Origin of the sequence: Sinorhizobium fredii NGR234 (genome assembly GCF_000018545.1) — a bacterium.
In the GTDB taxonomy this organism is placed as follows: domain Bacteria; phylum Pseudomonadota; class Alphaproteobacteria; order Rhizobiales; family Rhizobiaceae; genus Sinorhizobium; species Sinorhizobium fredii_A.
This window is the reverse complement of sequence record NC_012587.1, coordinates 2,498,182-2,513,314: the sequence shown is the minus strand read 5'-3', so window position 1 is coordinate 2,513,314 and position 15,133 is coordinate 2,498,182. Positions and strand designations below refer to the sequence as shown.

Annotated in this window: 11 protein-coding genes; 7 read left to right on the top strand and 4 right to left on the bottom strand. The window is 63.0% G+C overall.

The annotated features are described in order from the left end of the window. The first annotated feature begins 87 nt into the window (after positions 1-87). The 5 genes from mmsA to araD all read left to right on the top strand — a co-directional run bounded on the left by mmsA (position 88) and on the right by araD (position 7,336). The gene (mmsA, locus tag NGR_RS23220; RefSeq protein ID WP_012708930.1) at positions 88-1,623 is read left to right on the top strand and encodes a multiple monosaccharide ABC transporter ATP-binding protein; all 1,536 of its coding nucleotides are present in this window, start codon (positions 88-90) and stop codon (positions 1,621-1,623) included. Next, positions 1,623-2,837: a multiple monosaccharide ABC transporter permease gene (gene mmsB / locus NGR_RS23215; RefSeq protein ID WP_012708929.1), complete on the top strand. Its 1,215-nt coding sequence runs from the start codon at positions 1,623-1,625 to the stop codon at positions 2,835-2,837. The genes mmsA and mmsB overlap by 1 nt, the downstream gene beginning before the upstream one ends. Positions 2,838-2,991: 154 nt before the next feature. Beyond that, on the top strand, positions 2,992-3,987 hold the full coding sequence (gene araD1, locus NGR_RS23210) for an AraD1 family protein (RefSeq protein ID WP_164924437.1): 996 nt from the start codon (positions 2,992-2,994) through the stop codon (positions 3,985-3,987). A 74-nt stretch (positions 3,988-4,061) separates the two neighbouring features. Next, positions 4,062-5,495 (top strand): aldehyde dehydrogenase family protein, encoded by a 1,434-nt coding sequence (locus NGR_RS23205; RefSeq protein WP_012708927.1) that lies wholly within the window; start codon positions 4,062-4,064, stop codon positions 5,493-5,495. A 95-nt stretch (positions 5,496-5,590) separates the two neighbouring features. Beyond that, a complete protein-coding gene (gene araD / locus NGR_RS23200; protein ID WP_164924436.1) occupies positions 5,591-7,336 on the top strand; it encodes an L-arabinonate dehydratase in 1,746 nt (581 codons plus the stop codon). 231 nt (positions 7,337-7,567) lie between these two features. Here araD and NGR_RS23195 read toward each other — a convergent pair whose 3' ends face one another. Genes NGR_RS23195 through NGR_RS23185 form a run of 3 tightly spaced genes read right to left on the bottom strand, consistent with a single transcriptional unit; the run spans position 7,568 to position 10,779 of the window. Further along, the gene (locus NGR_RS23195) at positions 7,568-8,422 is read right to left on the bottom strand and encodes a transglutaminase family protein (protein WP_012708925.1); all 855 of its coding nucleotides are present in this window, start codon (positions 8,420-8,422) and stop codon (positions 7,568-7,570) included. 16 nt (positions 8,423-8,438) lie between these two features. Then, on the bottom strand, positions 8,439-9,380 hold the full coding sequence (locus NGR_RS23190) for an alpha-E domain-containing protein (RefSeq protein WP_012708924.1): 942 nt from the start codon (positions 9,378-9,380) through the stop codon (positions 8,439-8,441). A gap of 4 nt (positions 9,381-9,384) precedes the next feature. After that, the gene (locus NGR_RS23185; protein ID WP_164924661.1) at positions 9,385-10,779 is read right to left on the bottom strand and encodes a circularly permuted type 2 ATP-grasp protein; all 1,395 of its coding nucleotides are present in this window, start codon (positions 10,777-10,779) and stop codon (positions 9,385-9,387) included. A gap of 544 nt (positions 10,780-11,323) precedes the next feature. On the opposite strand from NGR_RS23185, the gene NGR_RS23180 reads away from it, so the two are divergent. Continuing rightward, positions 11,324-12,244 (top strand): DMT family transporter, encoded by a 921-nt coding sequence (locus NGR_RS23180; RefSeq protein ID WP_164924660.1) that lies wholly within the window; start codon positions 11,324-11,326, stop codon positions 12,242-12,244. A gap of 15 nt (positions 12,245-12,259) precedes the next feature. Continuing rightward, a complete protein-coding gene (locus tag NGR_RS23175; protein ID WP_012708920.1) occupies positions 12,260-12,817 on the top strand; it encodes a cysteine hydrolase family protein in 558 nt (185 codons plus the stop codon). A gap of 142 nt (positions 12,818-12,959) precedes the next feature. On the opposite strand, the gene NGR_RS23170 is transcribed toward NGR_RS23175, so the two are convergent. After that, complete coding sequence (locus NGR_RS23170; RefSeq protein WP_164924435.1) at positions 12,960-14,492, bottom strand: DEAD/DEAH box helicase; 1,533 nt, start codon at positions 14,490-14,492, stop codon at positions 12,960-12,962. Positions 14,493-15,133: the final 641 nt, after the last annotated feature.

Genomic DNA, 15,133 nt, shown 5'->3' with positions numbered 1-15,133 from the left:
CGGTTCCCCGGATCTCGACCGATCCGGGGGCCATGCAGCGGGAGGAAGCCTGCAGTCTCTCGCAGATTGCCGCTGGAATGGCTGAATATGGACAACATCATTCTTGAAATGCGGGGCATCACGAAGACGTTCCCGGGCGTCAAGGCGCTGGATAACGTCTCGTTCAAGGTCCGCGAAGGCGAGATCCATGCCCTGGTCGGCGAAAACGGCGCCGGCAAGTCGACCTTGATGAAGGTGCTGAGCGGCGTCTATCCGGCCGGCACCTACGAGGGCGAGATCCATTACGACAACGAGGAGCGTCGCTTCGGCACGATCGCCGACAGCGAAGAGCTCGGCATCATCATCATCCACCAGGAACTGGCGCTCGTTCCGCTGCTGTCGATTGCGGAGAACATCTTTCTCGGCAACGAGATCGCCGACAAGGGCGTCATTCATTGGCCGCAGACCTTCTCCCGGACGCAGGGGCTGCTCAAGAAGGTGGGCCTCACCGAATCCCCGGCGACGCTGATCACCGACATCGGCGTCGGCAAGCAGCAATTGGTGGAAATCGCCAAGGCGCTTTCCAAGAAGGTCCGGTTGCTGATCCTCGACGAGCCGACCGCTTCGCTCAACGAAACGGACTCCGACGCGCTTTTGAAGCTGCTCATGGAGTTCCGCACCCAGGGCATGACCTCGATCATCATCTCGCACAAGCTGAACGAGATTAAGAAAGTCGCCGACCAGATCACCATTCTGCGCGACGGCGGCACGGTCGAGACGCTCGACTGTCACAAGGAAGATATCAGCGAGGACCGGATCATCAAGGGCATGGTCGGCCGGGCGATGGAAGACCGCTACCCGCCGCGCGAGCCTGATATCGGCGATACGCTGCTCGAGGTGAAGAACTGGAACGTCTTCCACCAGCATCACCGCGACCGGCAGTTCCTGCACGATGTCGGCTTCAAGGTTCGGGCCGGCGAGGTCGTCGGCATTGCCGGGCTGATGGGCGCCGGCCGCACCGAGACGGCTATGAGCATCTTCGGCAAGTCGTGGGGGCACAAGATCACCGGCGATGTGACGATGCGTGGTCAACCGGTAGACGTCAGCACGATCCCGAAGGCGATCAAGGCGGGCCTCGCCTATGTTACGGAGGACCGCAAGCAGCTGGGCCTCGTGCTGATCAACAATATCAAGGAGAACACGACGCTCGCCAATCTGAGCGCCGTGGCGGCGAATGGCGTCATCGACGAACGCCAGGAGAGGAAGGTCGCGGGCGACTACCGCAACAAGCTCCGCATCCGTTCGCATTCGATCTATCAGGAGGCGGTGAATCTTTCGGGCGGCAACCAGCAGAAAGTCGTGTTGTCCAAGTGGCTGTTCACCAATCCCGAAGTTCTCATCCTCGACGAGCCGACCCGCGGTATCGACATCGGCGCGAAGTATGAGATCTACACCATCATCAACCAGCTCGCAGCCGAGGGCAAAGGCATCCTGATGATCTCGTCGGAGATGCCGGAACTGCTCGGAACCTGCGATCGCATCTATGTCATGAACGAGGGCCGCATCGTGGCAGAGCTTTCCAAGGAGGAAGCGAGTCAGGAATCGATCATGCGGGCCATCATGCGTTCAGGGGAGAAACACTAATGGTCGCCGATACGAGCACCCAAACCACCAAACCGTCGATCGGGGACTACCTCAGGAACAACATCCGCGAATACGGCCTTCTGGTCGCGCTCGTCATCATCATGCTGTTCTTCCAGTTCGTCACCAGCGGCGTTCTCTTCAGGCCGGTCAACCTCACCAACCTGGTGCTGCAGAACTCCTTCATCGTCATCATGGCGCTCGGCATGCTGCTGATCATCGTGGCCGGTCACATCGACCTGTCGGTCGGCTCGATCGTTGCCTTTGTCGGGGCAATTTCGGCGATCATGCTGGTCAAATGGGGACTGCCGGCCGTCGTCGTCGTTCCCGCCTGTCTTGTCGTCGGCGGCATCATGGGGGCGGCGCAGGGTTACTGGGTGGCCTATCAGAAGATCCCGTCCTTCATCGTCACGCTCGCCGGCATGCTGGTGTTCCGCGGCTTGACCTACGTCGTCCTGGGCGGGCGTCCGATCGGGCCGTTCCCGAAGGATTTCCAGATTCTCTCGACCGGCTTCGTTCCTGATTTCCTCTACTTCCTCAACCCGAGCCCGGAGGTCATCAAGAACATGGTGGCGCTCGTGGCGGTCCTGGCGCTGGTCGGCTATGCGATCTATGCCGGCTTGCGCAATCGCCGCATCAACGACCAGCACGGCACCGAGAACGAGCCTTTCGTGTTCTTCGCGGTCCAGATGGCGGTCATCGGTGTCGTCGCCCTGTTCATCGGCTTCCAGCTTTCGACCTATCGCGGCCTGCCGAACGTGCTCATCGTCATGGGCGTGCTGATCGCCGCCTATACCTTCGTCACGACGCGCTCGACGATCGGTCGCCGGGTCTACGCCATGGGCGGCAACGAGAAGGCCACCAAGCTCTCCGGCATCAATACCGAGCGGCTGACCTTCTATGCCTTCGTCAACATGGGCGTTCTCGCGGCGCTTGCCGGCATGATCATCACGGCGCGGCTGAACTCGGCAACCCCGAAGGCAGGCGTCGGCTTCGAGCTCGACGTCATCGCTGCCTGCTTCATTGGCGGCGCGTCGGCCTCGGGCGGTGTCGGCAAGATCACCGGTGCGGTGATTGGCGCCTTCATCATGGGCGTGATGAACAACGGCATGTCGATCATGGGCATCGGCATCGACTACCAGCAGCTCATCAAGGGTCTCGTGCTGCTCGCAGCCGTGTTCTTCGACGTCTACAACAAGAACAAAGGCAAGGGCTGATCGGATTTCCGGTCAGCTCCCATTGACCACATCATGAACGGGCAGCCGGCGAGGCTGCCATAGCTGGGTGGCGCGAGCCACTCTCGAGGCGGAGCATTGCCTTTCCTCATGGAAACACATGCCCGAAGCCAACTCGATCAGGAAGGATAGAAACGTGCTGATTTCCCAAGTCAGGAAGCAAGACGGATCGATTGCAGTCGCAGTGCGGGCGCCGGGCGAAACGGCGCACGTCGTCAAGGGCGCGGCAAGCGTCTACGCATTGGCAATGGAAGCGGCGAATGGCGGCAAGAGCCTGAAGGAAGTCATCGACGCCAAGGGCCTTGGAGAGACGATCGATCTCGATCAAGCCTATGTCGAGGGGCGGATGCTGCCGCCGATCACTCATCCCGATCCGGCGCACCTGCATCTGACCGGCACCGGCCTGACGCATCTCGGTTCCGCCGCAACGCGTGATGCGATGCACAAGAAGACGGCCGAGGCTGCCGAGGAAACGCTGACCGACTCGATGAAGATGTTCCGAATGGGGCTCGAGGGCGGCAAGCCGAAGACGGGCGAAAAGGGCGTGCAGCCGGAGTGGTTCTACAAGGGCAACGGCACGGCCGCGGTCGCCCCGGGTGAGTCGCTGACGTCGCCTTCCTTTGCCGAGGACGGCGGCGAGGAGCCGGAAATGGCCGGCATCTACGTCATCTCCGACACGGGCGCGCCCTATCGTCTGGGCTTTGCGGTCGCCAACGAATTCTCCGACCACAAGACCGAACGGGTCAACTATCTGTGGCTGGCCCATTCGAAGCTCAGGCAGGCAAGCTTCGGCCCTGAAATCCGCATCGGTGCGGCACCGGACGACATCCGCGGCACCTCCCGAATCCTGCGCGGCGGAAAGGTCCTCTGGGAAAAGCCGTTCCTCTCGGGCGAAGCCAACATGTCGCACAGCTTCGCCAACCTGGAATATCACCACTTCAAATACGGTCTGTTCCGCACGCCGGGCGACGTGCATGTGCACATGTTCGGAACTGCGACGCTGTCCTTCGGCGACGGCATCCGCACCGAAGCGGGAGATGTCTTCGAGATCGAGGCCAAGGATTTCGGCCTTGCGCTGCGCAATCCGCTGGCAATCGCCGCCGAAGAAGAGATCGCCATACATCAGCTCTGATATATCTGTTATAGCAACGGCGGGCCGCGACGGGCGGCCGCCCTGCGACAAGAAGACAAGGAAGGCTGAAGCCCATGACACTCCACCAGAACCTGATCGCCGGCGAATGGGTCGGCGGCGATGGTATTGCCAACGTCAATCCCTCGAACACCAACGACGTCGTTGGCGAATATGCCCGCGCCAGCGCCGAAGATGCTTCTGCCGCGATCGCCGCGGCGAAGGCCGCCTTTCCGGCCTGGTCGCGCTCCGGCATCCTCGAGCGCCACGCCATCCTCAGGAAAACCGCCGACGAAATCCTCGCCCGCAAGGACGAACTCGGCCGGCTCTTGTCCCGCGAAGAGGGCAAGACGCTCGCCGAAGGCATCGGCGAGACGATCCGCGCCAGCCAGATCTTCGATTTCTTCGCCGGCGAATGCCTGCGTCTTGCCGGCGAGACGCTGCCGTCGGTGCGTCCGAATATCGGTGTCGAGATCAGCCGCGAGCCGGTCGGTGTCGTCGGCATCATCACGCCTTGGAACTTCCCGATCGCCATCCCGGCCTGGAAGATCGCCCCGGCCTTGGCCTACGGCAATACCGTCGTCTTCAAGCCGGCCGAACTGGTGCCGGGCTGCTCCTGGGCGATCGTCGATATCCTTCACCGCGCCGGCCTGCCGAAGGGCGTGCTGAACCTCGTCATGGGCAAAGGCTCGGTAGTCGGCCAGGCGATGCTCGACAGCCCGGACGTCCAGGCGATCACCTTCACCGGCTCAACCGGCACCGGCAAACGTGTCGCGCTCGCCTCGGTCGAGCATAACCGCAAGTTCCAGCTGGAGATGGGCGGCAAGAACCCATTCGTCGTGCTCGACGACGCCGATCTTTCGGTTGCCGTCGAGGCGGCGGTCAACTCGGCCTTCTTCTCGACCGGCCAGCGCTGCACCGCCTCGTCCCGGGTCATCGTCACCGAGGGCATCCACGACAAGTTCGTCGCGGCCATGGGGGAACGGATGAAGGGGCTCGTCGTCGACGACGCCTTGAAGGCCGGCACCCATATCGGCCCGGTCGTCGACCAGAGCCAGTTGAACCAGGACACCGACTATATCGCCATCGGCAAACAGGAAGGCGCGAAACTCGCCTTCGGCGGCGAGCTCATTTCGCGCGACACGCCCGGTTTCTATCTGCAGCCGGCGCTGTTCACCGAGGCGACGAATGCAATGCGGATTTCCCGCGAGGAGATCTTCGGACCGGTCGCCGCCGTCATCCGGGTGAAGGACTATGAGGAGGCGCTCAACGTTGCCAACGACACGCCGTTCGGGCTGTCCGCCGGCATCGCCACGACCAGCCTCAAGCATGCGACGCATTTCAAGCGCAACTCGGAAGCCGGCATGGTGATGGTCAACCTGCCGACCGCCGGCGTCGATTTCCACGTGCCGTTCGGCGGCCGCAAGGGCTCCTCCCACGGCCCGCGCGAACAGGGCAAATACGCCGCCGAATTCTACACAACCGTCAAGACAGCCTACACGCTGGCTTAAGACCCAGGAGCGGGATGCGGAGGGCAGATACCTTCCACTTCCCGCTCCAAGCCGACGTGTTCCCGCCCGCCCCACGGGCTCGAAGGAAGGAAGAAATGAAGAAGAAAGCTGAGTGGCCGCGCAAGCTGCGTTCGCAGGACTGGTTCGGCGGTACGGGCAAGAATGCCATCATGCACCGCTCCTGGATGAAGAACCAGGGGCTGCCCGCCGATACGTTCGACGGCCGGCCGATCATCGGCATCTGCAACACCTGGTCGGAGCTCACCCCCTGCAACGCGCACCTGCGCGACTTGGCTGAACGGGTGAAGCGCGGCGTCTACGAGGCGGGCGGCTTTCCTGTTGAATTCCCGGTATTTTCGACCGGCGAAAGCACACTTCGCCCGACGGCGATGATGTTCCGCAACCTCGCGGCCATGGACGTCGAGGAGTCGATCCGCGGCAATCCGGTCGATGGCGTCGTGCTGCTCGGCGGCTGCGACAAGACGACCCCCAGCCTGCTGATGGGCGCGGCCAGCGTCGACATTCCGGCGATCGTCGTTTCCGGCGGCCCGATGCTCAACGGCAAGTGGCGCGGCAAGGACGTCGGTTCCGGCACCGCGATCTGGCAATTCTCGGAAATGGTCAAGTCCGGCGAAATGAGCCTGGAAGAGTTCATGGATGCCGAGCAGGGCATGGCCCGTTCGGCAGGAAGCTGTATGACCATGGGTACGGCCTCGACGATGGCGTCGATGGCCGAGGCGCTCGGCATGACGCTCTCCGGCAACGCCGCCATTCCGGCGGTCGACGCCCGCCGCCGGGTGATGTCGCAGCTTACCGGCCGCCGCATCGTCGAGATGGTCAAGGAAGACCTGAGGCCCTCGGACATCCTGACCAAGCAGGCCTTCGAAAACGCCATTCGCGTCAACGGCGCTGTCGGCGGCTCGACCAATGCCGTGCTGCATCTGCTCGCACTTGCCGGTCGCATCGGCGTCGACCTTTCGCTCGACGATTGGGACAGGCTCGGCCGCGACGTGCCGACCATCGTCAACCTGCAGCCGTCGGGCAAGTATCTGATGGAGGAGTTCTACTACGCCGGCGGCCTGCCGGTCGTCATCAAGGCCGTCGCCGAGATGGGACTCCTCCACAACGACGCCATCACCGTTAGCGGCGATACGATCTGGAACGACGTCAGGGGCGTTACCAACTACAACGAGGACGTGATCCTGCCCAAGGAAAAGGCGCTGACGAAGTCCGGCGGCATCGCGGTGCTGCGTGGCAATCTGGCGCCGCGGGGTGCCGTCCTGAAGCCTTCCTCCGCCTCGCCGCATCTGATGCAGCACAAGGGCCGCGCCGTCGTCTTCGAGAGCATCGAGGACTATCACGCCCGCATCAACCGCGAGGATCTCGACATCGACGAGACCTGCGTCATGGTGCTGAAATATTGCGGCCCGAAGGGGTATCCGGGCATGGCCGAGGTCGGCAATATGGGCCTGCCGCCAAAGGTCTTGAAGAAGGGCATCACCGACATGATCCGCCTTTCGGATGCGCGCATGTCGGGCACCGCCTACGGCACCGTCATCCTCCACACGGCACCGGAAGCCGCCGAAGGCGGGCCGCTGGCGGTCGTCGAGAACGGCGACCTGATCGAAGTCGACATCCCGAACCGCACGCTGCATCTGCATGTCTCCGACGAGGAGCTTGCCCGTCGCCGTGCCGCCTGGGTATCGCCGGTGAAGCCGCTCACCGGCGGTTATGGCGGCCTCTATATCAAGACGGTCATGCAGGCCGATACCGGCGCCGACCTCGACTTCCTGATCGGGCCTCGCGGCGACCGCATCCCGATGGACCGCGACAGCCATTGACAGGCTGAAGGGGGCGGCGGCCACCGCGTTCTCAGCCGACGATTTGCCCCTCACCCTAACCCTCTCCCCGCTTGCGGGGAGAGGGGATTTGGAGTTTGTCGCTCGCCCTTTCTTCCGCGGCTGAGGAGAGGTGCGAGTGCCGCGGTTCTCCTTCGCCCCGCCTGCGGGGAGAAGGTGGCCGGCAGGCCAGATGAGGGGCAAACGCTTGCTTCGGTTCGCCCCGCGCCGAGGCTACTGGCTCTGCGTCTGGCTCTGTTCGCCTTGGCTCTGGCTTTGTGACTGCTGCTGCCCCTGGCGCTCCACCGTCACAGCCACCTTCAGAGTCTCGCTGGCGACGCCGTGGATCAAGCCGGAGACCGGCGCGGCATCGCGGTAGCAGAGGCCGGTGGCGACGCGGACGTAGCGGTCGTCGGGGCAGATCTTGTTGGCAGGATCGAAGCCGACCCAGCCGAGGCCTGCGATGTGCACTTCGGTCCAGGCATGGCTTGCGGTCTCTTCAGGCTTGCCCTCGACCATCAGATAGCCTGAGACGTAACGGGCCGGCAGGCCGAGGGTGCGTGCCGCCGAGATGAGGATGTGGGCGTGGTCCTGGCAGACGCCCTTGCCGCGTTCGAGCGCCTCTTCGGCGGCGGTGCCGGCATGGGTCTCACCCGGCTCATAGACGACGGTTTCGTGAATGACCCCCATCAGCGCGTGCATGCGCTCGAGATCCGTTGCGCCCTCGGCGGATTTCGCAAGCTCGCGGATCAGCTTGCCCGCCTTGCTGAGCGGGGTTTCGCGGGCATACAGCCAGAGCGGCACGTAGGACTGGTGGGCGCCGAAGACGCCGGCCCGGTCCTCTGTCTCCACTTCGCCGCTCGCCTCGATGCGGAAGGTCGTCCGATCCGCGTCGACGCTGACGAGCTGCGTGCGGTTGCCGAAGTGGTCGTCGTAGCTGACTTCGACCGCGGCGCCTTCGACAAGCGTCCGCCAGTTCAGGACCGTCTGGCCGGGCTGCGTCGTTGGCGTCAGTCGCAGCCGCTGCAGCGCATAGGGCACCGGCTCGTCGTAATGGTACTCGGTCGTGTGGCTGATCTTCAGGTGCATTCCACTCTCCCGGACCTCATTGGTAGAACCGGTAGCCGTCGGTGATTTCCTGGCCGAGACGGTTGTTGTGGCTGATGAATTCTTCCAGATATTCGTGCAGGCCGCGGTCCATGATGTCGCTGATCGACTGGCTGCGGAGCGAAGCGAGCGTCTCTTCTGCCGTCTCGTGGGCAGCATGCCTGTCGCCGTATTCGCGCGCCAGATAGCCGAGATTGCTGACGATCTTTTCGTAACAATAGGCGAGCGAACGCGGCATGCGGCCGTTCGAGATCAGGAAGTCGGCGATATTGGCTGGCCTGAGCTCCGCATCGTAGACCCAGCCATAGGCGCGGTGCGCCGAGACGGATCGCAGGATCGATTCCCACTGCACATTGTCCATCGACGATCCGACGGCGGAGACGGCCGGCAGCAGCACGTAATATTTCACGTCGAGGATGCGGGAGGTATTGTCGGCCCGCTCGATGAAGGTGCCGATGCGCGAGAAGTTGAAGATTTCGTTGCGGAGCATCGTGCCGTGGAAGGCGCCGCGGATGAGACCGGCCCGCCGCTTGATGGCGTCGATGATCTCCGGCATGTCGGCCGGGCGCGCCTTCTTTGCAAGCAACGCCTTCATCTCGATCCAGCATTCGTTGGTGGCTTCCCAGGTCTCCCGGGTCAGCGCCGTGCGGACCATGCGGGCGTTGTGGCGGCCCGCCTCGATGCAGGACATGACGCTCGACGGATTGGCGCGGTCGCGCAGCAGGAAATCGATGGCGTCGCCGCTCGTCAGCGTGTCGTGCACTTCGTCATAGAGTTCGCGGACGCCGGCGCTCTGCAGCACGCCGTCCCAGTCACCCTCGCTCGACTCGCTGCGGGTCAGCGACATGCGCAGGCCGGCGTCGATCAGCCGGGCGCCGTTCTCGGCGCGCTCGATATAGCGGAACATCCAGTAGAGGCCGTTTGCAGTTCTTCCCAACATGGCCTCAGTCCTCCAGTACCCAGGTATCTTTGGTGCCGCCACCCTGGCTGGAATTCACCACCAGCGAGCCCTCCTTCAGCGCGACGCGCGTCAGGCCGCCGGGAATGATCTGGACCTTGTCGGAGACGAGGACGTAGGGACGCAAGTCGACGTGCCGAGGCGCGATCCCCTTGTTGACGAGGATCGGTACGGTCGACAGCGACAATGTCGGCTGGGCGATATAGTTGTTTGGGCGCTCTTTGAGTTTCTCGGCGAAGGCAGCACGCTCCCTCTTGGTCGCCGTCGGGCCGACCAGCATGCCGTAGCCGCCGGAGCCATGCACTTCCTTGACGACGAGTTCCTCGAGATGCTCGAGCACGTATTTCAGGCTCTGCGGCTCGGAGCAGCGCCAGGTTGGAACGTTTTCGAGCAGCGGCTTGCGGCCGGTGTAGAACTCGACGATCTCCGGCATGTAGGAATAGATGGCCTTGTCGTCGGATATACCGGTGCCGGGCGCATTGGCGATGGTGATGTTGCCGGCGCGATAGACGTCCATGATGCCGGGAATGCCGAGCGCCGAATCCGGCCGGAAGGTCAAGGGGTCGAGGAAGTCGTCGTCGACGCGGCGGTAAAGCACGTCGATCGCCTCGTAGCCGCGCGTCGTGCGCATCTTCACCTTGCCGTCGATGACCCTGAGATCCGATCCCTCCACCAGTTCGACGCCCATCATGTCGGCGAGGAAGGCGTGCTCGTAGAAGGCGGAATTGTAGATGCCCGGTGTCAGCACGGCGACGCGCGGTTTGCCGGCGCAGCCGGGAGGCGCCAGCGACGACAGGCTCTGGCGGAGCAGATAGGGGTAGTTCTCCACCGGCCGGACCCGGTTCTCATGGAAGAGTTCCGGGAACATCTGCATCATCGTTTCCCGATTTTCCAGCATGTAGCTGACACCGGAGGGCGTGCGGGCATTGTCTTCGAGCACGTAGAACTGGTCTTCGCCGGTGCGCACGATATCGGTGCCGACGATGTGGGTATAGACGCCGCCAGGCGGCCGGAAGCCGATCATCTGCGGCAGGAAGGCGTCGTTCTTCTCGATCAACTCACGCGGGATGCGCCCAGCCCGGATGATTTCCTGCTTGTGATAAATGTCGTCGAGGAAGGCGTTGAGAGCAATGACCCGCTGTTCGATGCCCTGGGCGAGGCGGCGCCATTCGCGGCCGGATATGATGCGGGGAATGAGATCGAAGGGGATGAGCTTTTCGGAGGAATCGGCGTGTCCGTAGACTGCGAAAGTGATGCCCGTCTTGCGGAAGATGGTTTCGGCTTCTTTCGATTTCGCTATGAGCCGGTTTCTGTCCTGGCTGGCGTACCATTGATGATAGGTTGAATATGGCTGGCGCGGGCTGCTGTCCGCATTGATCATTTCGTCAAATGCCAAAGGCGTAGTCCCCTTATTTTTGCCCATTTGAGTACAACGTTTGCCGCAATGCAAGAAGCGTGCACGTTCGCCGACGAAGAATTTTGGACTCGCCCCGGTCCGCAATTTGAAAACCGCTTTCGCTCTCGGAACACACTCATTCGGTCCCAACGGATTTCTTCCCGTGGCCCGGAAATGGGCAGATGCCTGAATATTCGGCGCTCCACAGGGTTGTCGTCGATATGCCGTCGATCAGACGCATCTCCACTGTCGCGAGGAATACGAGCCCGGCCTCGCTTCCCCGTCTGCTTCCTCTCTCCGTCTGCTGGTTCCGATTGGCTGATCGCAACATCAGAAAAATTGCTTTGACCGAGCGCGGCACGCGGTCTACAGCGCCGTGCGTCTTTCAGGCGCACAAAGGTCGCTGTAGCACTTTGAATGGCTGCATGTTTTATCCTTAAATCGGCTCTGATTTGAGGAAACATGCAGCAGCGCCGCGGCAACGGACTTGTTCGGATCTTATGGATCCGCCGCTTGGGAAACTGCGATGATGCTAGCCCGCCTGGCCCCGGCCATTTTCGTGCTGCTCTGGTCGACGGGCTGGGTGGTTGCGAAATACGCCGCCTTCTTTGCCGACCCGCTGACCTTCCTGGTGCTGCGATACAGCATGGCGATCCTGCTGTTCATCGGTTTCTGCGCTGCGACCGGTGCGCGCTGGCCGCGCTCCTGGAGCGTCGTCGGCCACGCGGTCGTCTCCGGGGTCTTTCTTCACGGTCTCTATCTCGGCGCCGTTTGGTGGGCGATCGGGCAGGGGGTGCCGGCGGCCATCTCCGGCATCATCGCCGGATTGCAGCCTTTGATGACCGCGGCGATCGCGCCATTGCTGATCGGCGAGACTCTCAGCCGGCAGCAGCGGCTCGGGCTGATGCTCGGCTTTTGCGGCATCGCGCTCGCCGTCTTGCCGAAGACGCTGGCGATCGACGCCGCTTCGACGCCCATCCATTTTTTGCCGGTGGCCGTCAACGTCCTCGGCATGGCGGCGGTGACCTGTGGCACGCTCTACCAGAAGCGCTATCTGCAAAACGGCGACATCCGGTCGATCGCCGCCCTGCAATATGTCGGCGCCCTGATCGTCACCGTGCCGCTTGCCTTGATGCTCGAAGATCTGCGCGTCACTTGGAACCTCCAGCTCGTCGCTGCCCTTGCCTGGTCCGTGTTGGGACTGTCGATGGGCGCGATCGCGCTCCTGCTTTATCTTATCCGCCGCGGCCAGGTTTCGCGCGCCGCATCGCTTATCTATCTGGTGCCGCCTCTCGCGGCGCTTCAGGCGGCGCTGTTCTTCGGCGAGACCCTGACCTGGCCAATGATCGTCGGCACCGTGATCGCCGTGACCGGGGTTTACCTCACCAATCGCAAGACCGAGAGCGAGGCCGCGGCAGGCGAGCGTCCGAGCAATGCGGCGGCTCGGTGAAATAGGGGCGCTTCGATGAGCAAGGCATTGGTGATAATCGACGTGCAAAACGCCATCCTTGCGGGAAAGGGCGCCGTAGAGCGACAGCCGCATATCGATCAGGCGTTGAACGATACGGTCGCGCGGCTCCGCGACCTCAAGCAAAGAGCCAGAACTGCCGGCGTTCCCGTGGTGCTGGTCCAGCACGACGGCCATGTGGAGCATCGGCTAGCTGTCGGGACAGAGGGCTGGGCCATTCGCGCCGAAATCGCGCCGGCCGCAGGCGACGTCGTCGTTCACAAGACGAGTTGCGACTCCTTTTTCGAAACCGACCTGGCCGATCTTCTCAGGGAGCGTTCGATAACGCATCTGGTGGTTGGCGGATGCATGTCCGAGTTCTGCGTCGACACCACCGTGAGGCGGGCAGTTTCGCTCGGATATGACGTGACGCTGGTGGCCGACGGCCACACGACCGCGGACTCGGGCTCTCTCTTGTTTCCCGAGATCGTTGCGCATCACAACGAAACGCTTGATGGGTTCGATGCAGGCAAAGCGAGCGTCAGGCTCCGGCCCGCTGCCGAAATAATCTTCTAGGGAAATAGGATTGAGCGCCCACTAGCTTGGCGGTGATCTTCATTGCAAAACTCGACCGCGGAGAAAGGGTCCACGGTCGAGTTCGTATCAGCATCCTATCGAGGCCGGCCTTCGACGACCGGCCGCAATGTCATCGCAGTATTCAGCCCTGGCGGCCGCCGTTGTCGGCGCGGCGCATGCCTTGACCGCGCCCACCCCGATTGCCGGGCTGGCCGTCGCCGTGGCGCCGGCCGTCTTGCTTCGGGCCTGGGCGGCCATGGTGCTTGCGGTTTTCGTGATTGCGGTTGCCTTCGGTCCGGCCGTCGTGATGGCCGGTGCCTGCGGCGCGGTGATCACGGCGCTCGTGTTTTTGCGGGCGGTCGTCGCGCAGCAGATCGTCGCCGGCAAACCCACTCGTCGGCGTCTCCTGCGCCGACCGCCGGGGCGGGCGTCCTCCGTCACGACGCTGGCCACCGCCATTGCCGCGATGCTGACCACCGCCATTGCCGCGATGCTGGCCGTTGCCGCGGCCGCCGCGACCCTTGGTGGGGCGGGCCTGGTCGGACGGCGCCTCGCCGCTGGCGACGGCGATCTGGATGCCCATCAGCTTTTCGATGTCGCGAAGAAGGCGGATCTCATCCGGCGCGCAGAAAGCGATCGCTATGCCGTCACGGCCGTTGCGGGCCGTGCGGCCGATGCGGTGCACATAGGCATCCGGCACTTCCGGCAGATCATAGTTGTAGACGTGAGTGACTCCCGGGATGTCGATGCCGCGGGCGGCGACGTCGGTGGCGACGAGCACGCGGATTTCGCCATCACGGAAACCTTTCAGGGCCCTTTCGCGCTGGCCCTGGCTCTTGTTGCCATGGATCGAAGCGGCCTTGAAGCCGACATGGTCGAGGTGCTTCATCAGCTTCTCGGCGCCGTGCTTGGTGCGGCTGAAAACCAGCGACAGGCCATCCGGGTTGTTGGTCAGCGACTGCTTGAGGATCGTGGTCTTCAGGTCCTTGCCCGGCACGAAATGAACATATTGCTCGACCTTGTCGGCTGCCTTGCCCGGCGGCGTGACTTCGACCTTGACCGGATCGGTCAGGTACTCGCCGGCAAGCTCGGCGATCTGCTTCGGCATGGTTGCCGAGAAGAGCAGCGTCTGGCGGTTCTTCGGCACGAGTTTCGAAATCTTGCGCAGATCATGGATGAAGCCGAGGTCGAGCATCTGGTCGGCCTCGTCGAGAACGAGATAGCGGCCCTGCGTCAGCGTCACGGCCTTGCGGGCGACGAGATCGAGCAGGCGGCCGGGCGTTGCGACGAGAATGTCGACGCCGCGGGCGAGCTGTTCGGTCTGCTTGTTGATCGAGACGCCGCCGACCACGACACCGACCTTCAACGGGCTCTTCTTCACGAAGAGCTTGAGGTTGGTGGCGATCTGGTTGACGAGTTCGCGGGTCGGTGCAAGCACGAGCGCGCGGATGTTGCGCGGGTCGGGGCGCTTGCCGTCGGCGACAAGTTTCTCGATCATGGGCAGGCCGAACGCCGCCGTCTTGCCGGTGCCCGTCTGGGCGAGACCGATGAGGTCATGACCTTTGAGGACAAGCGGAATGGCCTGGGCCTGGATGGGCGTCGGCTTCTCGAAGCCATTGGCGGAGAGGGTCGCCAGGATCTGCTGCGAGAGACCGAGCTCTTTGAAAGTGGACAATGCATATACCTTTCGGGGCGCCAAACACATTCGCCGGAATCGCCTCTTGCAATTCCGGTGTCGTCTGGCGTCAAGAACCCCGCGTGAATTGGGAACTTGTGGGTTAAGAGAAAATCGTCAAGCGCCTGTGCTGCCGCTGAGTTGCGGCGTGTCTCGCGCTATTCCTTCTTCCCGGCTTGAAGTGTCTGCCGAGGGCGCGCTCACGCGGCGGCCGGAAGGTGACGCGCTGTCCATGTCGTTGTTTTGGGCCGAAAAGTCAAGCTGCATCTTTCGCGCGTGCAAGAATTAGGGTCCTGCAGCCGCTTCGTCCGAAGCTGCGTCGCCGGAGAGAATCGGAAGAAGCGCGTGGCCAGGCACCCTGCATGAAAGCCTTGCAGAACAAACGCCGGAGCGTACAATTCTGCGGCTCGGCCTCGGCATTTTCGGCACGTTGCAGCTGAAGGCCAGGTGCGAACAGTGCCAGGAATTGCGTGGTCCAGGTCGGCAGGAGCGGGAGCGATACGGGCCGGCGCCGAAACCCAGATTTGATGCCTATCTTGCGCGCTTGCAGTCAAGCCGCGGGACGCCGGACAGAAATGGACTTTTGGCGATCGGGAACCTGACGCGGATTCAACCGTTCCGTCCCTGTAGTCTTCGCCGAC

Coding starts and splice junctions, on each gene's coding strand:
- mmsA (WP_012708930.1), top strand. CDS start 88: ATGGACAACATCATTCTTGAAATGCGGGGCATCACGAAGACGTTCCCG.
- NGR_RS23205 (WP_012708927.1), top strand. CDS start 4,062: ATGACACTCCACCAGAACCTGATCGCCGGCGAATGGGTCGGCGGCGAT.
- araD (WP_164924436.1), top strand. CDS start 5,591: ATGAAGAAGAAAGCTGAGTGGCCGCGCAAGCTGCGTTCGCAGGACTGG.
- NGR_RS23195 (WP_012708925.1), bottom strand. CDS start 8,422: ATGCACCTGAAGATCAGCCACACGACCGAGTACCATTACGACGAGCCG.
- NGR_RS23185 (WP_164924661.1), bottom strand. CDS start 10,779: ATGATCAATGCGGACAGCAGCCCGCGCCAGCCATATTCAACCTATCAT.
- NGR_RS23175 (WP_012708920.1), top strand. CDS start 12,260: ATGAGCAAGGCATTGGTGATAATCGACGTGCAAAACGCCATCCTTGCG.
- NGR_RS23180 (WP_164924660.1), top strand. CDS start 11,324: ATGCTAGCCCGCCTGGCCCCGGCCATTTTCGTGCTGCTCTGGTCGACG.
- mmsB (WP_012708929.1), top strand. CDS start 1,623: ATGGTCGCCGATACGAGCACCCAAACCACCAAACCGTCGATCGGGGAC.
- NGR_RS23190 (WP_012708924.1), bottom strand. CDS start 9,380: ATGTTGGGAAGAACTGCAAACGGCCTCTACTGGATGTTCCGCTATATC.